General features: G+C 32.0%; 18 protein-coding genes. 15 read left to right on the plus strand and 3 right to left on the minus strand.

The genetic code is table 11. The features are described 5' to 3' along the window. Window positions 1-12: 12 nt before the first annotated feature. The 13 genes from ccoN (at window position 13) to Q4Q40_RS08525 (ending at window position 15,651) form a co-directional block, all read left to right on the plus strand. Window positions 13-2,205: a cytochrome-c oxidase, cbb3-type subunit I gene (gene ccoN, locus Q4Q40_RS08465; RefSeq protein WP_303301352.1), complete on the plus strand. Its 2,193-nt coding sequence runs from the start codon at window positions 13-15 to the stop codon at window positions 2,203-2,205. Window positions 2,206-2,224: 19 nt separating this feature from the next. Then, the gene (locus tag Q4Q40_RS08470; protein ID WP_303301353.1) at window positions 2,225-2,410 is read left to right on the plus strand and encodes a CcoQ/FixQ family Cbb3-type cytochrome c oxidase assembly chaperone; all 186 of its coding nucleotides are present in this window, start codon (window positions 2,225-2,227) and stop codon (window positions 2,408-2,410) included. After that, window positions 2,407-3,321, plus strand: coding sequence for a cbb3-type cytochrome c oxidase N-terminal domain-containing protein (locus Q4Q40_RS08475; RefSeq protein WP_303301354.1), 915 nt, complete (start codon window positions 2,407-2,409; stop codon window positions 3,319-3,321). The genes Q4Q40_RS08470 and Q4Q40_RS08475 overlap by 4 nt, the downstream gene beginning before the upstream one ends. A gap of 100 nt (window positions 3,322-3,421) precedes the next feature. Next, window positions 3,422-4,846, plus strand: coding sequence for a cytochrome c oxidase accessory protein CcoG (gene ccoG, locus Q4Q40_RS08480; protein ID WP_303301355.1), 1,425 nt, complete (start codon window positions 3,422-3,424; stop codon window positions 4,844-4,846). Between the two features lie 135 nt (window positions 4,847-4,981). After that, on the plus strand, window positions 4,982-5,428 hold the full coding sequence (locus Q4Q40_RS08485) for a FixH family protein (protein ID WP_303301356.1): 447 nt from the start codon (window positions 4,982-4,984) through the stop codon (window positions 5,426-5,428). 164 nt (window positions 5,429-5,592) lie between these two features. After that, window positions 5,593-6,294, plus strand: a complete 702-nt coding sequence (locus Q4Q40_RS08490; protein WP_303301357.1) for a sulfite exporter TauE/SafE family protein — start codon at window positions 5,593-5,595, stop codon at window positions 6,292-6,294. A 499-nt stretch (window positions 6,295-6,793) separates the two neighbouring features. Then, complete coding sequence (locus Q4Q40_RS08495; protein WP_303301358.1) at window positions 6,794-8,071, plus strand: aminotransferase class I/II-fold pyridoxal phosphate-dependent enzyme; 1,278 nt, start codon at window positions 6,794-6,796, stop codon at window positions 8,069-8,071. A gap of 163 nt (window positions 8,072-8,234) precedes the next feature. Next, complete coding sequence (locus Q4Q40_RS08500) at window positions 8,235-8,867, plus strand: TetR/AcrR family transcriptional regulator (protein ID WP_303301359.1); 633 nt, start codon at window positions 8,235-8,237, stop codon at window positions 8,865-8,867. A gap of 446 nt (window positions 8,868-9,313) precedes the next feature. Next, a complete protein-coding gene (locus tag Q4Q40_RS08505; protein ID WP_303301360.1) occupies window positions 9,314-9,988 on the plus strand; it encodes a TetR/AcrR family transcriptional regulator in 675 nt (224 codons plus the stop codon). Window positions 9,989-9,991: 3 nt separating this feature from the next. Next, entirely contained in the window at window positions 9,992-11,659 is a 1,668-nt protein-coding gene (locus Q4Q40_RS08510; protein WP_303301361.1) for a peptidase domain-containing ABC transporter, read from the plus strand. 3 nt (window positions 11,660-11,662) lie between these two features. After that, window positions 11,663-13,021 (plus strand): HlyD family secretion protein, encoded by a 1,359-nt coding sequence (locus tag Q4Q40_RS08515; RefSeq protein WP_303301362.1) that lies wholly within the window; start codon window positions 11,663-11,665, stop codon window positions 13,019-13,021. Next, window positions 13,021-14,424, plus strand: coding sequence for a TolC family protein (locus Q4Q40_RS08520; protein ID WP_303301363.1), 1,404 nt, complete (start codon window positions 13,021-13,023; stop codon window positions 14,422-14,424). Before Q4Q40_RS08515 ends, Q4Q40_RS08520 begins: the two co-directional genes overlap by 1 nt. Window positions 14,425-14,556: 132 nt before the next feature. Next, window positions 14,557-15,651 carry a serine hydrolase domain-containing protein gene (locus Q4Q40_RS08525; RefSeq protein WP_303301364.1) on the plus strand — a complete coding sequence of 365 codons (1,095 nt, stop codon included), beginning with the start codon at window positions 14,557-14,559 and terminating at the stop codon, window positions 15,649-15,651. A 165-nt stretch (window positions 15,652-15,816) separates the two neighbouring features. Here Q4Q40_RS08525 and Q4Q40_RS08530 read toward each other — a convergent pair whose 3' ends face one another. Further along, window positions 15,817-16,647: a universal stress protein gene (locus Q4Q40_RS08530; protein WP_303301365.1), complete on the minus strand. Its 831-nt coding sequence runs from the start codon at window positions 16,645-16,647 to the stop codon at window positions 15,817-15,819. A 39-nt stretch (window positions 16,648-16,686) separates the two neighbouring features. Next, on the minus strand, window positions 16,687-18,051 hold the full coding sequence (gene hemN, locus Q4Q40_RS08535) for an oxygen-independent coproporphyrinogen III oxidase (RefSeq protein WP_303301366.1): 1,365 nt from the start codon (window positions 18,049-18,051) through the stop codon (window positions 16,687-16,689). A 123-nt stretch (window positions 18,052-18,174) separates the two neighbouring features. On the opposite strand from hemN, the gene Q4Q40_RS08540 reads away from it, so the two are divergent. Further along, entirely contained in the window at window positions 18,175-18,804 is a 630-nt protein-coding gene (locus Q4Q40_RS08540) for a YceI family protein (protein ID WP_303301367.1), read from the plus strand. A gap of 258 nt (window positions 18,805-19,062) precedes the next feature. After that, window positions 19,063-19,662 (plus strand): YdeI/OmpD-associated family protein, encoded by a 600-nt coding sequence (locus Q4Q40_RS08545; protein ID WP_303301368.1) that lies wholly within the window; start codon window positions 19,063-19,065, stop codon window positions 19,660-19,662. 120 nt (window positions 19,663-19,782) lie between these two features. Here Q4Q40_RS08545 and Q4Q40_RS08550 read toward each other — a convergent pair whose 3' ends face one another. After that, window positions 19,783-19,980, minus strand: a complete 198-nt coding sequence (locus Q4Q40_RS08550; RefSeq protein ID WP_303301433.1) for a hypothetical protein — start codon at window positions 19,978-19,980, stop codon at window positions 19,783-19,785. Between the last annotated feature and the right edge of the window lie 62 nt (window positions 19,981-20,042).

Below are 20,042 nucleotides of genomic sequence, written 5' to 3' on the forward strand. Positions count from 1 at the left end.
CACTATATAATTATGGAAATGCAGCAATTTCATTACGATAATAAAATCGTTAAAAATTTCATATACGCCACCATGCTTTGGGGTGTTGTGGGCATGCTGGTAGGTCTGCTACTAGCATTTATGTTTTTATTCCCTAATCTAACCGATGGTATTTCATGGCTTAGTTTTGGTCGATTAAGACCATTACATACCAATGCCGTAATTTTTGCCTTTGTTGGTAATGCTATTTTTGCTGGGGTCTACTACTCTACACAGCGGTTACTAAAAGCCAGAATGTTTAATGATATTTTAAGTAAAATTAACTTCTGGGGGTGGCAACTTATTATTGTTGGTGCTGCAATCACCTTACCTTTAGGTTATACCACATCAAAAGAATATGCCGAATTAGAATGGCCGTTTGATATTGCTATAGCACTTATTTGGGTTGTTTTTGGATGGAACCTAATTGGTACTATTTTAAAAAGAAGACAGCGCCATTTATATGTAGCTATTTGGTTTTATATTGCCACATTTGTTACCGTTGCTGTCCTTCATATATTTAATAGTTTAGAGTTACCTGTTAGTGCATTAAAAAGTTACTCGGTGTATGCTGGGGTACAAGATGCCTTAGTACAATGGTGGTATGGACATAATGCTGTGGCATTCTTTTTAACCACGCCTTTTTTAGGTCTCATGTATTATTTCATTCCTAAAGCAGCTAACAGACCTGTATATTCTTATAGATTATCTATAGTTCACTTCTGGTCGTTAATCTTTATATACATCTGGGCTGGACCTCATCACTTATTATATACAGCATTACCAGAATGGGCACAAAACTTAGGTGTTGCATTTTCTATCATGTTATTAATGCCTTCTTGGGGAGGTATGATAAATGGGCTTTTAACCTTACGTGGTGCCTGGGACAAAGTACGTACAGATCCTGTTTTAAAATTTATGGTAGTAGCCATTACAGGTTATGGGATGGCAACCTTTGAAGGGCCTATGCTATCGCTTAAAAACGTTAATGCTATTGCTCACTTTACAGATTGGATTATTGCGCACGTACATGTAGGTGCTCTGGCATGGAATGGGTTTCTAACCTTTGGTATGATATATTGGTTAGTCCCTAGACTTTTCAAAACAAAACTATTCTCTGTTGGCCTAGCAAATCTGCATTTCTGGATTGGAACGCTAGGTATCATTATGTATGCTTTACCAATGTATGTTGCTGGATTTACGCAAGCAAGTATGTGGAAACAATTTAACCCAGACGGTACATTAGTTTACGGTAACTTTTTAGAAACGGTAACAGAAATTATGCCTATGTACTGGATGCGTGCTATTGGTGGAACCTTATTCCTTACAGGGATGCTTATAATGGTTTACAATGTTATAGTAACTATAAAACAAGGTAGTAAAGTTGAAAATGAATTAGCAGAAGCACCAGCTTTAGAACGTGTTACTAAAAAACGTACTACTAATGAAGGATGGCATACCTGGTTAGAACGTAGACCAGTTCAATTAACACTTTTAGCAACTGTGGCTATCTTAATTGGTGGTATTATTCAAATTGTACCAACCATTATGGTAAAATCTAATATTCCAACCATAGCCAGTATAAAACCTTATACGCCGCTCGAATTAGAAGGACGCGATATTTATATCCGTGAAGGTTGTGTGGGGTGCCATTCACAAATGATTCGACCTTTTAGAAGTGAAGTAGAACGTTATGGAGAGTACTCAAAAGCGGGTGAATTTGTATACGATCATCCATTCCTTTGGGGAAGTAAACGTACAGGACCAGATTTACATAGACTTGGTGGTAAATATTCTGATAACTGGCACTTTAATCATATGTATGATCCACAAAGCACATCGTCTGGATCCATTATGCCTCGTTACCCTTGGTTAATAACAGGTAGCAGTAGTAAATTGGATAAATCTATGACCGAAGCTAAAATGAAAGCGATGGTATCATTGGGTGTTCCATATACCGAAGAAGACATTGCTAATGCGCAAAAAGACATGTTAGACCAAGGCGAGCAAATAGAAAAAAATCTCTATACAGATCCTGACTTTGCCAGTACGTACGAAGCAGATAAAAAATATGCTTCAGAAAATGGTGAAGACTTTATAGAAATGAAAAACAGAGAAATAGTAGCACTTATAGCCTATTTACAACGTTTAGGAACCGATATTAAAGTAGAAACAGCACAACAATAACCATCAAAAACAGATAACCATGTTAAAATTTGTAAAAAACCATATGGAGAGTATTACAGGCATCGAAATCTATCCGATGATCTCTTTACTTATCTTTTTCACATTTTTTGTAGCACTTTTTTGGTGGGTATTTACTGCTAAAAAAGACTATATAAAAACCGTAAGCAATATTCCATTAGACAACCAAAACGACGATATATCATGAGAAAATTAATCCCATCTTGGATACGAGTTCCTATAGCATTCTTCTTCATTTTTGGAGTTGTAGAATTCTTTATAGATTCAGGAGATAAACCAGCATTTATTGAATACCCTATTGTGCTACTTTTCCTTTTCTTAGTACTCCTCATATTAATTGCGATCGAAGCCATTGTTGGTGCTTTAGAAAACGTGATGCTTCATAAATTAGATGAAGAAGCCAAAGCACGTTTTTTAGAAGAAAAAGAAAAACAATACCAGTTTACTTGGATTAAAAACATTTATAAAAAACTTTTAGGTTCTAAACCAATAGAGCAAGAAAGTGAAATTATTTTAGACCATAATTATGATGGCATAAAAGAGTTAGATAATAACTTACCACCATGGTGGGTATATGCTTTTTACATCTCTATTGTTTTCGCCGTTGTTTATTTATCTAAGTATCATATTTTTAATGGTGATACTCAATTTGATGAATTAGAAACCGAACTAGCAGAGGCAAGAACAGCTATCGAAGCTTATAAAAAAACAGCAAAAGACTTAGTAGATATAAATACTGTGACACTACTTACTGAAGCTTCAGATTTAAGCGCAGGTAAAGCGATATTCGAAACCACCTGTGTTGCTTGTCATATGGCAGATGGTGGTGGTGGTATTGGTCCGAATTTAACAGATCCAAATTGGATTTTAGGCGGCGGTATTAAAAACGTTTTTAGAACAGTTTCAGAAGGTGGTCGCTCTGGAAAAGGTATGATTGCGTGGAAACAACAATTAAAACCTTTACAAATGGCACAAGTAGCAAGTTATGTTTTAACATTACAAGGAACAACGCCAGCAAACCCTAAAGCGCCAGAAGGTGATATATGGGCAGATGAAAATGCTCCAGAAGAAGAAGAAACTAGCGCTATTCAAAATTGATTCTTTAACAACTTCGGTGAATTAATAGTAGTATGAATCAAGAACCAATAATATCAAAAACAATCTTTATTCTTGGTTCTTGATTCTTTAAATCTAAAAAATGGAAACCCCAGAAAACGAGACATTCAGAGATTCTATAGGTACGGTTACCGAAGAAGGTAAACGTGCTTGGGTATTTCCTAAAAAACCCAGCGGGAGGTTTTATAAATACCGAAAATGGGTAAGTTATGGATTGTTAGCTTTTTTACTACTATCTCCTTTTATAAAAATAAGCGGGAACCAGTTTTTAATGTTTAATGTTTTAGAACGTCGTTTTAATATTTTTGGATTTCCATTCTGGCCACAAGATTTTCATTTATTCGTGGTCTCTATGATCATTGGCGTTATTTTTATCACACTTTTTACGGTGGCTTTTGGTCGAATTTTCTGTGGATGGATATGTCCGCAAACCATTTTTATGGAAATGGTATTTAGACGTATTGAATATTGGATTGAAGGCGATAGAGGAAAACAAATAAGACTATCTAAACAATCATGGAATGCAGAAAAAATTAGAAAAAAAGGATTAAAACTAATTATATTTCTTATCATTTCTTTCATTATTGCTAATGTATTCTTAGCATACTTAATTGGAAGCGACAAACTCATTCAGTATATAATCGATGGTCCATTTAGCCATTTAAGCACTCTTATTTCTCTAACCATTTTTACAGCTGTATTCTATTTTGTCTTTGCATGGTTTAGAGAGCAAGTATGTATTATCGCTTGTCCTTATGGAAGATTACAAGGTGTTCTTTTAGATACAAAATCAGTGGTTGTAGCTTATGATCATAAACGTGGTGAAGCTGAAAATGGAAGAAAGAAATTTAGAAAAAATGAAGACAGAGAGGCTTTAGGACATGGGGATTGTATTGATTGTTTTCAATGCGTTAATGTGTGCCCTACTGGAATTGATATTAGAAATGGTACACAATTAGAATGTGTAAACTGTACAGCTTGTATTGATGAATGCGATCATATCATGGAAAGCATTAACCTGCCAAAGGGTTTGATTAAATATACTAGCGAAGAAAATATTAAAAAGAAAACGCCTTTTAAGTTAACAGCCAGACTTAAAGGTTATATCGCAGTGCTTTCTATTTTAATTGGTTTGTTAACTGGTATGTTGTTTTTAAGAAATGATGTAGAAGCAAATGTATTAAGACTCCCAGGCCAGTTGTACGAACATAAAGAGAATAATATTATAAGTAATGTTTTCACTTATAAATTAGTAAACAAAACTATTAAAGATATTGAACATGTGAGTTTCAAATTGATGTCGCATAAAGGTGATTTAAAACTGGTAGCTACACACGATAGTTTTGTAGTACCAAGTCAAGGGATTGCAGAAGGTACTTTATTTATCGAAATAAATAATTCGGCATTAACAGGCGATAGAAATAAAATAAAGATTGGAGTATACGCAAATGATAAACTAATTGAAACTACAACGGCTAATTTTTTAGGTCCAAGGAGTTATAAATAGTTATATAGTTTGCAGTGCTTAGTCATCAGTTGGCAGTTAGTGATTTATAACGAAACATATAGATTTTGAAATAAATTCAGGCTAATAAAAAATTAATAAGTTCCTCTCCTTCGAGGTACTAAAAAAAGATAAACGATGAAAATAAACTGGGGAACAGGTATTGTAATTGCTTTTATAGGCTTTATAAGTTTTATCATGTACTTCATTATTACTATGAATGTAGATGATACATACGATCATGATCTAGTAACAGAGGATTATTATGCCGAAGAACTAGAATATCAAAAAGATATTGATAAGTTAAAAAACGCTAAAAATTTAAGCGAAAATATAACGTATAAAAAAACAGCAGAAGGATTAATTATTGAATTCCCTGAAACTATAAACGTTAACGAAATCACTGGAAAAGTGTTCCTTTATAGACCATCTAACAAACATTTAGATTTTGATACTATTATTTCATTGTCTAAACCCTCTTTGCTCATACCTGACAATCGTTTGGTAGATGGTCGTTGGAACATTAAAATTGATTGGCAATATAACGGTAACTCTTATTTATTTAAAGAATCTATTAATTATTAAAAAAATGTTCCTACAAAGACCATCTAACAAATACTTAGATTTTGATACTATTATTTCATTATCTAAACCGACTTTGCTCATACCTGACAATTGTTTGATAGATGGTCGTTGGAACATTTAAATTTATTGACAATATAACAGAATTTATTAATTAAAAATTAGTTATGTTAATTTCAGCATTTGTATTAGGATTATTAGGAAGTTTCCACTGTATAGGCATGTGTGGACCTATTGCTTTTATGCTTCCAGTAGACAGAACAAATGCATATAAGAAAGTATCTCAAATTACTATTTATCATGTTGGCAGATTATTAGCTTACAGTAGTATTGGTATAATTTTTGGGCTTATTGGTAAAAGCCTTTATATTTTTGGGGTTCAACAGCAGCTCTCTGTTATTATTGGTATTTTAATGATCTTGGTTGTTTTAATACCTCAAAAAACATTTAACAAGTACAATTTTTCAAAACCTATTTACAAACTTATATCTAAGGTAAAGTCTGCTTTGGGCAGTGCTTTAAAGAAAAAAACTACCGATACCTTTTTAACCATTGGTTTTTTAAATGGCTTCTTACCTTGCGGACTTGTTTATATGGCTTTGTTTGCTGCTATAGCTAATGGCGATGCATTAAAAGGAAGTTTATATATGGTGGTTTTTGGCATAGGCACGATTCCACTAATGACTACTGCTATTTATTTTAGTCACTTTTTAAAAGGCACAGCCAGACAAAAAATACAAAAAGCAATTCCTGTATTTGTTGTTTTTATTGGTTTACTTTTTATTCTTCGTGGTTTGGGTCTTGGGATTCCTTACCTATCTCCTGCTCCTATTTTAGATAGTGTTTCCAGTACTATAGAATGCCATTAAATAGTATTTGATTTTGCTCCGATAGATATAGAGTACCTGTAGAAATTATAGAAGCTAAAGCAGCATGCACTAAAGTGTCTTTATTTAGATTCTTTTAATATTTAACAAAAGAAAAAAGGGAAATGTGGTTTAAAGCTTCTTAATTACTCTAACTTAATTAATATTAAACCACTCTTATTCCCCCTTTTGATATTATTATTTTTAGACTCACTACTCACTAGCCTTGATACCCTTTTATTTTTATTTTACATAAATATAGCAATTTTCCCGATACTGGGAAAATTAAATACCACATTTAAACACAATTTAAACATAACTTAACGTAGATTCAACGTAAACCAAAACACAAAAAACTACACACAAAACACTGATAAACAGAACAATAACCACCAATTATCGACAAAAAAATGCAATGGATAATTTTTAAAAAACAATCAAAGTTAAAATTATCCCGTATTAGGGAAAATTACTATATTTAACGATCTAAAAATCCCACTCTATGCCAGAATTACACAACATTGATTTCAATAAGGCCAGTTTTAAAGACTTTGAAAGTATTCCAAACTATAATTCTTTTCAAAGCGCAATGGCTTTTAAAGAATTTACCGACTATATGGAAGTTCAAGGACATATGAATTATCGCTTCGTAACACATAATGGTTGTGGAGCAGAAGTATTGGTTAGTTCTCCTTTTGACAATACCCCACAAAAATGCATAAGTCTTGTTTCTAATGATTACTTAAATTTCACTCAACATCCAAAAGTCAAAGCCGCCGCTATTGAGGGCATTCAAAAATATGGAACAGGAGCTGGCGCATCACCACTTATTGGTGGACATCATGAATATCATGTTATGTTGGAAGATAAGCTATCTACTTTTTTTAACAGACCTAAAGATTCATCCATTATTTATACTACAGGTTATACCGCCAACAGTGCTACATTATTAGCAATGCTTAAAAAGAATGATTGTGCTATTGTAGATATGGCAGTCCATGCTAGTGTTTATGAAGGTTTGCTAGAAACAAACCTTAAAAGATTCCCACATAACAGCCTTGTTCATTTAGAAAGAGCTTTATCCGATGCACAATCAAAATATCAAACAAGAATGGTTGTTATTGATGGTGTGTATTCTCAAAATGGAGACTTGGCCAAAATGGATGAAATTTACAAACTCACAAAACAATACGGAGCTTTTCTTATGGTTGACGATGCTCATGGTATTGGTGTTCTAGGTGAAAATGGTAGAGGTGCTATTGAACTATTTAATTTATTAGATAAAGTTGATATCATATCTGGGACATTAAGCAAAGCATTCGGACATATAGGCGGATTTGTAGTTTCTAAACCTGAAATTGCCAACTATCTTAAATTTCAATCGCGTCAACAAGTTTTTTCTTCTACTGCTACGCCAGCTATTAATGGCTTACTAACTGCAATTGATTTAATTGATACTGAACCAGAATGGCGTATTAAACTTGCAGAAAATGTCGCTTATTACAAAAAAGGACTCCTTGATATGAAGTTAAATATTGGAACAACTGCTTCGCCAATAATTCCTATAAAAATAGGTGATCCACATAAAACGGGAGACGCAGCAAGGCTACTTTTTAAAGCTGGTGTGTATGCCAATGCCATTGTTTATCCCGGAGTATCCCGTAAAGATGCTAGAATTCGAACAAGTTTAATGGCTACGCATACTCGAGAACATTTAGATACTGTTTTAAATGCTTTTGAATACGTAAATCAAAAACTTAATATTTCTAAAGCAGATTGATTTTAATAGACTATTAGATTAAAAATAAAAAAATTGACTAATGTTCTAGTTACCAGCAATGATTTACCCTATTCTCTTAAGTAAAATGTCTTTGCTGCTTATCGCAATAGTAACAAAAAACACATAAATTTGTGACATAAGTGAAATTTCGTATAAAACTATTATGGGAAAAAAAAGATACCAAGGGGAATTTAACGACAAAGCCCGATCCATACAAAAACTTATTGATGCAGTTGGAGTAGTAATAAAGACTAAAGGCTACACAGGGTTAAGTGCAACAAATATTGCAAAAGCTGCTGGTTTAAGTCGTCGTCTTATTTCCCTCTATTTCGAATCTGTCGATGATTTAGTAGAAACTTATGTTAGAGGAAAAGATTATTGGATAGCAGCTTCAGGAAATGTTGGCGAGATGATGGAAAAGAATAAAGGTGAAAACACCCAAAAGATTTTGGATTCCTTATTACAAAATCAATTGGATTATTTTTACAAAAATACTGAAATGCAAAAAATCATACTGTGGGAGATTAGTCAGAAAACGGAAATCATGTATGAAGTTTGTGAAGAAAGAGAGCGTTTAGGTTCAAAATTTTTTGCTTTATCAGACAAAGAATTACAAGGGAAAGATATTGACCTACGAGCTGTATCAGGATTATTAGTTGCTGGAATTTATTATATGGTACTACATTCCAAATCTACCGATACACTCTTTTGTGAAATAGATATTAATACTCCTAAAGGAATGAAAAGGATAAAAAATGCAATTAGTTTAATAATAGAACAGACGTATAACAATTAACCTAAGCAGGCTACTTTTCAAAATTCAGTTGTAAACTAACATTCAATGTCATTAAGCCAGCATTAGAATACGATATGTTATTTTAGGTATTTCTTTTTGAATTTGCTATAATTTAAACAGAACCCTTCTCTTCCTATCCATACCTCCAGAAAATCTTAAAACTAGATTACCTCGAAACAATCCATAAAAGTATTTCACCAGTTTCATTTTACCTCACCCAGAACTGATAAATGGACAGTTCCCACCTCTCCAAAGGAACAATGTAATTGAAAAGTCCGATCCGTGTTTAGATTTAAACAATAATTGATTTTAATTCCTGAATTTTTTATAAAATAAACCACTCCTACCGACTAGATACATCCTTGTAACTACAGCTGACAATAATAATAACTTTAATTTCTTTTTTAATAGTATTACTATTATATTTGCGTATAAATACTTTAATAATGAAAAATTTACTATCAAATCTAAAAATTGTCGTTCCTGAAAAAATCTATATAAAAGACCCAGAATCGTCTGCTTTAGGGAAACGGATCATAGAACATAGTATCTTATTAATAGACTCAATTGGTTTTGACAGTTTTACTTTTAAAAAATTGGGGAAAGAAATAGGTTCTAACGAAAGCTCTATTTATAGGTATTTTGAAAGTAAACATAAACTATTACTATACTTATCTTCTTGGTATTGGGCATGGATTGAATATCAATTGGTTTTTGAAACTCATAATATTTCCGACAGTAAAGAAAAATTAATGAAAGCGATAGATATTGTTTGTAGAACAACCAAGGAAGATACAAACTTCACACACATTAACGAGATAATCTTAAATAAGATTATTATTAATGAAAACTCAAAATCCTTCTTAACAAAAGAAGTAGATCAAGAAAACAAAGACGGTTACTTTATTATTTACAAGCGCATTGTACAACGCTTACGCGATATAATTATCGCTAGTAATTCTAGTTATGAATTCCCTTCTTGTTTAGCAAGTACCATTATTGAAGGAGGTTTACATCAACACTTTTTAAAAGATCATTTTTTATCTATAACAGATTGTAAAACAAATATAACACCTACTAGTTTCTTCGTAAACTTAGCCCTAAACACTTTAAACTTATAACTTATGACGGAATCCAACATGTCGCCCTGGCGACGTTTAATTGGTTTATTACAGCTTGAAAAAAGAGACATCCTTCAGGTATTTTATTATGCTATTTTTGCAGGTATAGTAGCACTATCATTGCCTCTTGGTATCCAAGCTATTATTAACCTAATACAAGGTGCTCAAATATCAACCTCATGGGTGGTTCTAGTCATTTTGGTTACTCTGGGCGTAGCATTTTCTGGAGCTTTACAACTTATGCAATTACGTATTATTGAAACCATTCAGCAACGTATTTTTACACGTTCTTCTTTCGAATTAAGCTATCGTTTCCCAAAGATAAAAATGTCTGAATTACGCAATTACTACCCACCAGAATTAGCAAATCGTTTTTTCGATACTTTAACCATTCAAAAAGGCTTATCTAAAATATTAATAGATGTACCAGCTGCACTCTTACAGATTTTATTTGCACTTATTTTACTATCATTTTATCACCCGTTTTTTATCATATTCGGAATTCTTTTGTTGTTACTCATTTTTATAGTTTTCAAGTTTACTGCAAAAAAAGGGCTTGAAACAAGTTTAAAAGAGTCTAAAAACAAATACAAAGTAGCGCATTGGATTCAAGAAATAGCACGAACGGTTGTTAGCTTTAAAATATCTGGAAGTAGTGATTTAGGAGTCAATAAAAATGATGATTTAGTTGCTGATTATTTAAAATCTAGAGAAAGTCATTTTAAGGTTTTAATAATTCAATTTATTCAAATGGTAAGTTTTAAAGTCATCGTTACGGCTAGCTTACTATTAATTGGAGGAGCACTTGTTCTAAATCAAGAAATGAATATTGGTCAATTCGTTGCTGCCGAAATTATCATACTATTAGTTATTGCATCCGTTGAAAAACTAATTCTAGGGTTGGAGTCATTCTATGATGTATTAACTTCTATAGAAAAAATTGGGCAAATAGTTGATAAAGAATTAGAAAAACAAGAAGGAGAAGAACCTCTATTTAAAAATGATATAAGCATAGAATTGGACAATGTATCTTATAAAGTACCCAATAGAGAAAACCTTATTCTTAAAAACATATCGTTACATATTACTCAAAAAAGTCGCCTTTTAGTAAGAGGGGAAAGTGGTTCTGGTAAATCGTCATTATTACGTATTATATCTGGGATTACCCAACCAACTTCTGGGAATGCATATGTAAACAATCTATCAATCAAGAGCTTACATTTAAATCATTATCGCTCACAATTGGGCATATACTTATCTGAAGAATCGCCATTTGAAGGTTCTATTAGAGAGAACCTCACATTTGGAAATAAAGATATTTCGGATGATAAAATATTTGAAATTCTGGATATCGTAGGATTAACAAATTTCATTAAAGAACAACCTTATGGTTTACAAACAATTTTAAATGCTGAGGGCAACCAAACCTCTTATAAAATTGCTAAAAAAATAGTATTGGCAAGAGCCATTATTAAGCAACCTAAAGTACTTATTCTTGAAGATCCATTAGATCGATTTAATCCCATTGAAACTAAAAAAATAATCAATTATCTAACAGATAAAAATAAACCCTGGGCACTTATTGTTGTGAGTAGTAGTAAACATTGGATTGAAACATGCGATGAACTCATAACTCTAGTAAAAGGAGAAGCCTCTACACAAAAAATATAAGTTATGCTGAATATATCTCATAATAAATTGAATCAAAAAGTTGATATACATCAATTTAAATCCAGTCAAGATATTTTTAATAAAACCTACTATAAGCAATTTAATAAATTCTTATTAACCATGGCCATTATTATAATTATCGTGGTTTTTTTACCATGGACACAAAATATAACAGGACAAGGGCAAGTGACTACTTTAAAGCCTAATCAACGTCCGCAAACCATACAATCACAAATTCCTGGGCGTATAGAAGAATGGTTTGTACAAGAAGGAGATTATGTAAATCAAGGGGATACTATTTTAAGAATATCTGAAGTAAAAAGTGATTATTTTGATGATAAATTGGTTGAAAGAACAAACGATCAAATTGAAGCTAAGTCTTCCTCTGTTGAAGCTTATAAAGGAAAAGTACAGGCTTTAAACAGGCAAGTTTCAGCATTGCTGAATGAACAAAAATTAAAAATTCAGCAAACACAAAACAAATTAATACAATCTCGGTTAAAAGTAAAAAGTGATAGCATTAATTTAGAAGCATCAAAAACAAATATTACAATTGCAGAGCGTCAGTTCAATCGCATTCAAACACTACAAAACGAAGGTTTAAAAGCTGTAAAAGATGTTGAAGAAAAACGCTTAAAATTACAAGAAACGCAAGCTAAGCTTATCTCTCTAGAAAATAAATATTTAGCAAGTAAAAATGAGGCCATCAATGCCCACATAGAGCTTTCTAGAACTAGAGCTTCTTATGCCGATAAAATATCAAAAGCGCAAAGCGATATGTACACGGCGCAATCCAGTGGGTATGATGTTAAAGCACAAGTTACCAAACTTGAGAATGCTTATACAAATTATAAAAAACGCTATAGTTTATTATACATTACCGCACCTCAAAGTGGCTACATCAATAAAGCATTGCGAGGCGGTATTGGTGAAACTTTTAAAGAAGGAGAGCGTTTGGTCGGGATTATGCCATCGCAGTACGATTTAGCAGTAGAGACCTATGTAAAGCCTATCGACTTACCTCTTTTACATATTGGTGAAAAAGTGCGTGTCCAGTTTGATGGTTGGCCAGCCATAGTATTTAGCGGATGGCCCAATGTTTCTTATGGTACCTACGGAGCTAAGATAGTCGCTATTGAAAATTTTATTAGCGATAACGGAAAATACCGCATATTGTTAGCACCAGATGCAGCAGATTATAAATGGCCAGATGCTATTCGCATTGGTTCTGGAGCACGCACTTTTGCTTTATTGGAAGATGTCCCTATTTGGTTTGAATTATGGCGGCAAATCAATAGCTTCCCTCCTAACTATTACCAACCTCAAAAGAATAATAAACCCGATTTAAAAGCAAAAAAATAATGAGAGCTTTTACATTAATCATATTGCTATTTGTTAGCGGCTTCGTTTCTGCTCAGGATAATACATCGGTTATTACACTGGCGGAATATTTAGGCTATGTAAAAACCTATCACCCAATTGTAAAACAAGCTCATTTAGTTATTAACGAAAGTGAAGCGAAACTTATGAAAGCACGCGGCGCATTCGATCCTAAATTGGAAGTTGATTATGATAGAAAGAAATTCAAAAACACCGAATACTACGATAAATTAAATGCTTCCTTTAAAATCCCAACTTGGTATGGTGTAGAATTAAAAGGGAATTTTGAAGAAAATACAGGTGATCTTTTAAACCCTGAGGTTAGTGTTCCCGAGGATGGTTTGTATAGTGTTGGTATTTCTGTTTCGATTGCTAAAGATTTACTTATTAACAAACGTATGGCAATGCTTAAACAAGCAAAAATGTTTGTAAAACAGACAGAAAATGATAGACAAATACTAGTCAATACCATTTTGTATCAAGCTACATTAAGTTACTTTAATTGGTTAAAAACATATAACGAAAAACGTGTTTATAATAGCTTTTTAGCGAATGCCGAAATACGATTCAATGGCATAAAAAAGAGTTATGAGGCAGGAGAAAGCCCAGCTATAGATACTTTAGAAGCGCGTATCACTTTAAATAACAGACGGTTAAACCTTGAAAAATCAAGAATTAAGTTTATAAAATCGTCATTAGAACTATCTAACTATTTATGGTTGAATAAAAATACGCCTATAGAGATTAAAAACCATGTGATTCCTAATATTCATACCATTCAAGACATTGATAAAACACTTAGTACCTCTCAATTTGACATGGCTACTTTAGATATAGATAATCACCCGAAATTACAATCTTTAGATTATAAGTTTCAAAGCTTACATATTGAAAGACGATTGAAAGTGAATAATTTACTACCAAAAATAGATCTGCAATATAATTTCCTATCACAAACTCCAGAAATATCAAGGAGTTTTAGTACTTCGGCTTACAAAAGTGGCTTAAACATTAGTTTTCCATTATTTTTAAGAAAAGAACGCGCGGAATTAAAATTAGCAAAACTTAAAATACAACATACCCAATTCGAAATACAGTCTACAAAAGTGATGCTTAAAAATAAAATAGATGCGATCAATCAAGAATTAGAATCATTTATAGCTCAAAATGATTATATAGGGGGTATCGTAAACGATTATAATACCATGTTATCTGCCGAAGAGCGCAAATTCTTCTTAGGTGAAAGTTCTCTGTTTTTAGTAAATTCCAGAGAATCAAAATTAATAGATGCTAAACTTAAAGCCGTTCAACTTGAAAATGATTTTTTTAAAACAAAAGCAAGCTTATTTAATGTGTTAGCTGTTTCGGATGTTGATATCAATTAAGAAATTTACGGTCTATATTTATATTCAATTGGTAATTTTTTAAATTTATACTACAAAATAAAACAATAAGAACTAACAAAACTTATAAATATGGCGTTAAGCCGTATAAAATCACATATCCTGTCTTTTATCATGAAAAACGTAGTAAGCTTAACCATTTTTGTTTTTTTTATAAGTACGCTTTGTTATGGACAAATGACGTATGAATATTTCCAGCCAAAAAAACTTGATGACGGATGGAAAACAAATAATTTAAAATCACAAAAGGTCGACACGACTAGAATATACCAATTATTCAACGAAATAAAGAAAGGAGCACATAAACTACATAGCATTCTATTGATAAAAGATAACCAAATCATTATTGAAGCGTATTTCAACAAAAATTCGGTAGATAAACCACACGATCTTCGTTCGGTGACAAAAAGTATCAGATCTATTTTATTGGGAATTGCAGTTGATAAAGGATTTATTGCTAACATTAACGACCCAATATCTAAATATCTTAAAAACCTGATACCAACCAAAAATCTTAACAATCATAAAAAAGAAATCACCATTAAACATCTTTTAACGATGTCTAGCGGACTTGATTGCAACGATTGGGACAAAAAGTCTAAGGGACAGGAAGACAAAATTCACAAAAAAAAGAATTGGCTTCAATATACACTTGATTTACCAATGGTTAACGAACCAGGAACAGTCTCAAATTATTGTTCGATGGGAACCGTTCTCATAGCGGAAATAATAAGTCAAGCTTCTGGAATGACAATCGACAAGTTTGCTGAGAAATACTTATTCAATCCAATGGGAATTAACAATGTAAATTGGGGGCATACTTCCAATAAAGAAATAATTCCTTCGGGTAAAAGATTGTACATGACCTCTCGAAACATGGCCAAAATAGGGCAATTAATACTCGATAATGGAAAGTGGCATGACAAACAAATTGTATCTAAAAAATGGATTGAAGACTCAACTACACCAAAAACAAAAATTACAGGAATTGATTATGGTTATTTATGGTGGAATATTCCATTTAAAGTAAACAAAGAAACTCTTGTTACTAAAGCGGCAACGGGAAATGGCGGACAATACATTATAGTGCTTCCTAAAATGAATATGGTAGCTGTATTTACAGGTGGCGCCTACAATTCGCAAGAAGACAAGTTGCCTTTTGCAATAATGAGAGACATCTTCCTACCAACGTTCGCAAACGGAAAATGATCAATTTGTCTAAGTTTATTAGCCCACGCTTATAACGTGGCAGAAAACTCATTCTATTCGTCAGTTTCATTTTGCCTTTAAAAATAACAGACGACCTAAGATAAACACCTTAGATCGTCTGTCCTCAAATAAATAAATAAATATATTACAAACTACTAATTAACTTTAAATTTTAAATGTTATAACTGGTAATGTTGAATGGTTTGCGACATCCTCACCTACACTTCCCTGAAAAAAATGAGCCATTCCTTTTCTTCCATGTGTGGGGATAGCAATTAAATCTGCACCTATTTTAATAGATGAATTTAAAATCCCATCTTCAACAGTGTAATCTGATGTATAATAGACATCATTCATTCTATCTAAATTACCATCAGCTTTAGTAAAGAAATTAACAGCAAGCCTTTCAATTTCTAAAGAGTTTTTAAATTTATCATTTGGCAAATTCACATAAACCAAATATAGTTTAGAGTCCATCTTATCAAATATTTTAACTGCTTTTAAATACGCTTTAATCGATTCTTCCGAAAAATCACATGCATAGGCAACCACCTCAAAATTAACTTGAGATACATTGTTTTTAACGACCAATACTGGAATCTCTGCATTTCGTACGACACGTTCTGTATTAGAGCCAATAAAAAACTCCTTAGCTCCACTAGCTCCATGAGATCCCATGACAATAAGATCTGCATCGTATTTCTTCGCAATTTCGTTAACCTCGCTAAACACTTTAAAATGTTTAACAATTGGTGTTACTTTAATGCCTTTTAAATAATCTTTTTTAAGAAAATCTTCAAATCTTTGTTCTGCTAATTTTAAAAAATAAATTATTTTTTGTGGCTGTTCTCCACTTGTTGTAAGCATGACTTCAGACATTTCTAACATATGCAACGCTATCAATTCTGCATCATTCTCTTTAGCTAGCTTTGCAGCTGTATTTAAAGCATATTCTGAATGTTCAGAAAAATCTACTGGTACAATAATCTTTTTCATAGTTTTTAGTGTTTGTCCCATCTTAATAGGGGTGTTTAATTAAACTGTCATAGAGAACAACTGGGTGTCTGGTAGTTTTCTTTGTAATAACAAATCGAAAGCCATACAAATATTTCTAACATATGGTTGTCCTTTTTTAGTCACCTCAATACTATTTGAATTAATATTGAGTAATCCGTCTATTTCCATTTCTTTTAATCTGATCAATACATCTGATAATTCATCAAAATGAAGATTATTTTGAGTCCAGGTTGTTTTAAAACGACACATTAAATTAAGAATATGCTTTCTTATAATTAAATCTTCTTCATTAAGAATATGGCCTCTATAAACTGGTAAAATGTCATCTTTCAATAAATTATAATACGCTTCAATACTTTTTACATTTTGGGCAAATCCGTACCAGCTATCACTAATTGATGATACACCTAAACCAATCATAGCTTTTGTTTTAGAAGCTGTATACCCCATGAAATTTCTATGTAAATTACCATTTACCATAGATTCATGTAATGAATCTGTAGTTAGAGCAAAATGATCCATTCCTATTTCATTATAACCAACCTCAGAAAGCAATTGTTTACCCAATTCGTATTGCTGTCTTTTTAATTCAGCAGATGGTAGATCGGAATCATTAAACCCACGTTGACCATTCCCTTTAATCCATGGTACATGAGCATAGCTATAAAATGCCAATCTATCTGGTAACAATGCTTTAGTTTTTAGAATGGTCTCTTTTACATGTTCTAAAGTTTGAAATGGTAATCCAAAAATAAGATCATGTCCAACCGAAGTATAACCTATATCTCTGGCCGTATCGGTAGCACGCTTTACATTTTCAAAAGATTGAATTCTATGTATCGCTTTTTGCACCGTTTCATTATAGTCTTGAACCCCATAACTCACCCGTCTAAATCCTACATCGTAAAGGGCTTGTAAATGTTCTCGTGTTGTGTTATTTGGATGTCCCTCAAAACTAAACTCATAGTTATTTGCAAGTGTTGAACGGCTTAAAACACCATTAATTAATCGCTTCAAATTTTCAGGGCTAAAAAAAGTTGGTGTCCCGCCTCCCAAATGCAATTCTTTAATAATGGGTGTTTCATCAAATAATTCTACATATAGATCCCATTCTTTTAGAACAGCATTTATATATGGAGATTCCACACTATGTTGTTTTGTAATGCGCTTATTACACCCACAAAACGTACACAAACTCTCGCAATACGGCAAATGAATATAAAGGCTTATACCTTCTTTTAAATTACTTTCTTTAAAGGATTGTATTAAAGACGATTTCCAGTTTTTCAAGGAAAAAGTTTCATTATCCCAGTAAGGAACTGTTGGGTAACTCGTATAACGAGGCCCTGCAATATTATATTTATTTACTAACGAACTTAACATACCTAACATTTATATTTCAAAAGTATAACTTGAAGGGTTTTAAAAATATGATATATGTCATAGCGAATATTTGCAATTCGATTATTATTGCCTTAATTTCACATCTCTAAAAAATCAAAAAAAATGAAAAGAATAATCGCCTTATTAGTTCTTATTTTTATAGGAACAACGTCATGTAAACAAGAAAAAAAAGAAGCAAAAACAGATGCTCCAGATACGATAGAAGTAACAGAAAAATTTGTGGTTAAACCAGAAGGTACCTCTGTAAAATGGACCGCTTACAAAACCTCTGAAAAAATAGGTGTTGGTGGTCAGTTCACAACAGTAAATTTTGACAATAAAGAAGGAGCCTCTCCTCAAGAAGCTCTAAATAATTTAAATTTTTCTATACCAATAAGTAGTTTGTTTACTAACGATGCTACTAATACACGTGATGCAAAATTAAAAGAGTTTTTCTTTGGTGCGATGTTAGATACTGAGTTTCTAAAAGGTACTATTAAGTATACGAATGATGCGTGTGTTGCTTCAATTACTATGAATGGTGTTACTAACGATTTACCATTACAAGTTAGTATAACAGATGCCAGACGTGTAAGTATGACTGGTACAATGAATCTTAAAGACTGGGATGCTTTAGGTGCTTTAGAATCTATAAACAAAGCTTGTTTTGATTTACATAAAGGCTCTGATGGTGTTAGTAAAACCTGGGAAGATGTAGCTATAGAAGTAAATACTTTTCTTCGTAAAAGCTAATAAAAATACTGTATAGTAATAGTATATTACATAATACCAATTATTATTTAAAATGAGCTACTTTAACGAGTAGCTTTTTTTATAGAACTAACTCTTCTTTACTTTTGTTTTAAAAACCTATGCATATATTTCTTGTAATGGATAAAACCTTGTTAGCATATAAAATTATTTAACGATCTGCTTGTTTCAACTTTTTCATTAATTTAGTAACAAGACTAATTTGTATACAATCCATTAAACAAACCTTTAAAATAGCATATGAAAAAAATCTATTCTGTTGAAGAATACATTGAGGAACATGCCCATTTTAGTGAAGCTTTAATCTTATTACGAGATATTATTATTGCTACTGAATGTGTTGAAACCATAAAATGGAATGCGCCAGTTTATACTGTAAATAATAAAAATGTTTTGGGTTTAGGAGCCTTTAAAAATCATTTTGGTATTTGGTTTTTTAATGGTGTGTTTTTAAAAGACACCCACAACTTACTCATAAATGCTCAGAAAAATAAGACTAAAGCTTTAAGGCAAATGCGCTTTGAGTCTCTTTCCGAAATTGACAAACATATTGTTTTAGATTACGTTAAAGAAGCTATTGAAAACCAAAAATCAGGTAAAGAAATAAAGCCTGATCGCAGTAAAAAAGAGACTGTTATTCCTAAAGAATTAAAAGATTTATTCGCAAATAACAACGATTTAAAAAAAAGTTTTGAGTCTTTATCTCCCTATAAACAACGAGAATATTGTAATTATATTGATAGCGCAAAACGTGAAGCAACCAAACAAACCCGTTTAAAAAAGATCACGCCTATGATTTTACAAAATATCGGTTTAAACGATAAATATAAAAACTGTTGAAGCATCTTAAAAAAGAACTTGTTTTAAATAAAAAGAGCCCGATACAATATCGAGCTCTTTTAAATTAATATTTTCAACCATCCTATTTTAGATTCAATATAATAGTCTAGTCATTTCTTTTCATGGTTTTAAATAAATTAAACATTGATTTAATTCTGGGTTTTGCTGCACAAGAGAAAGAATAAATATTTTAAGCTCTTCTATCTCGTAAGGCAGTAATCGTTGCACTGCTTTTTGTACTTCTTTGCAAAACAGCGTTGTATCAAAACTAACTTTTCCAAGTACAGTTTTAGTATACTCTAGCATTGCTCTTGCCATAGTTGTATTATAAGGTTTAGGTTTGTAAAAAAGTAGATTTTTTTTATAGGCTATAATTTTCA

The sequence above is a fragment of the Flavivirga jejuensis genome (assembly GCF_030540765.1).
Taxonomy (GTDB): Bacteria; Bacteroidota; Bacteroidia; order Flavobacteriales; family Flavobacteriaceae; genus Flavivirga; species Flavivirga jejuensis.

What these genes read in the sequence shown, in the direction of transcription:
- Q4Q40_RS08525 (WP_303301364.1), top strand. Translation starts at nt 14,557, where the DNA reads ATGAAAAACGTAGTAAGCTTAACCATTTTTGTTTTTTTTATAAGTACG.
- Q4Q40_RS08505 (WP_303301360.1), top strand. Translation starts at nt 9,314, where the DNA reads ATGAAAAATTTACTATCAAATCTAAAAATTGTCGTTCCTGAAAAAATC.
- Q4Q40_RS08475 (WP_303301354.1), top strand. Translation starts at nt 2,407, where the DNA reads ATGAGAAAATTAATCCCATCTTGGATACGAGTTCCTATAGCATTCTTC.
- Q4Q40_RS08550 (WP_303301433.1), bottom strand. Translation starts at nt 19,980, where the DNA reads ATGGCAAGAGCAATGCTAGAGTATACTAAAACTGTACTTGGAAAAGTT.
- Q4Q40_RS08540 (WP_303301367.1), top strand. Translation starts at nt 18,175, where the DNA reads ATGAAAAGAATAATCGCCTTATTAGTTCTTATTTTTATAGGAACAACG.
- hemN (WP_303301366.1), bottom strand. Translation starts at nt 18,051, where the DNA reads ATGTTAAGTTCGTTAGTAAATAAATATAATATTGCAGGGCCTCGTTAT.
- Q4Q40_RS08485 (WP_303301356.1), top strand. Translation starts at nt 4,982, where the DNA reads ATGAAAATAAACTGGGGAACAGGTATTGTAATTGCTTTTATAGGCTTT.
- ccoG (WP_303301355.1), top strand. Translation starts at nt 3,422, where the DNA reads ATGGAAACCCCAGAAAACGAGACATTCAGAGATTCTATAGGTACGGTT.
- Q4Q40_RS08470 (WP_303301353.1), top strand. Translation starts at nt 2,225, where the DNA reads ATGTTAAAATTTGTAAAAAACCATATGGAGAGTATTACAGGCATCGAA.
- ccoN (WP_303301352.1), top strand. Translation starts at nt 13, where the DNA reads ATGGAAATGCAGCAATTTCATTACGATAATAAAATCGTTAAAAATTTC.
- Q4Q40_RS08520 (WP_303301363.1), top strand. Translation starts at nt 13,021, where the DNA reads ATGAGAGCTTTTACATTAATCATATTGCTATTTGTTAGCGGCTTCGTT.
- Q4Q40_RS08495 (WP_303301358.1), top strand. Translation starts at nt 6,794, where the DNA reads ATGCCAGAATTACACAACATTGATTTCAATAAGGCCAGTTTTAAAGAC.
- Q4Q40_RS08490 (WP_303301357.1), top strand. Translation starts at nt 5,593, where the DNA reads ATGTTAATTTCAGCATTTGTATTAGGATTATTAGGAAGTTTCCACTGT.
- Q4Q40_RS08545 (WP_303301368.1), top strand. Translation starts at nt 19,063, where the DNA reads ATGAAAAAAATCTATTCTGTTGAAGAATACATTGAGGAACATGCCCAT.
- Q4Q40_RS08515 (WP_303301362.1), top strand. Translation starts at nt 11,663, where the DNA reads ATGCTGAATATATCTCATAATAAATTGAATCAAAAAGTTGATATACAT.
- Q4Q40_RS08500 (WP_303301359.1), top strand. Translation starts at nt 8,235, where the DNA reads ATGGGAAAAAAAAGATACCAAGGGGAATTTAACGACAAAGCCCGATCC.
- Q4Q40_RS08510 (WP_303301361.1), top strand. Translation starts at nt 9,992, where the DNA reads ATGACGGAATCCAACATGTCGCCCTGGCGACGTTTAATTGGTTTATTA.
- Q4Q40_RS08530 (WP_303301365.1), bottom strand. Translation starts at nt 16,647, where the DNA reads ATGAAAAAGATTATTGTACCAGTAGATTTTTCTGAACATTCAGAATAT.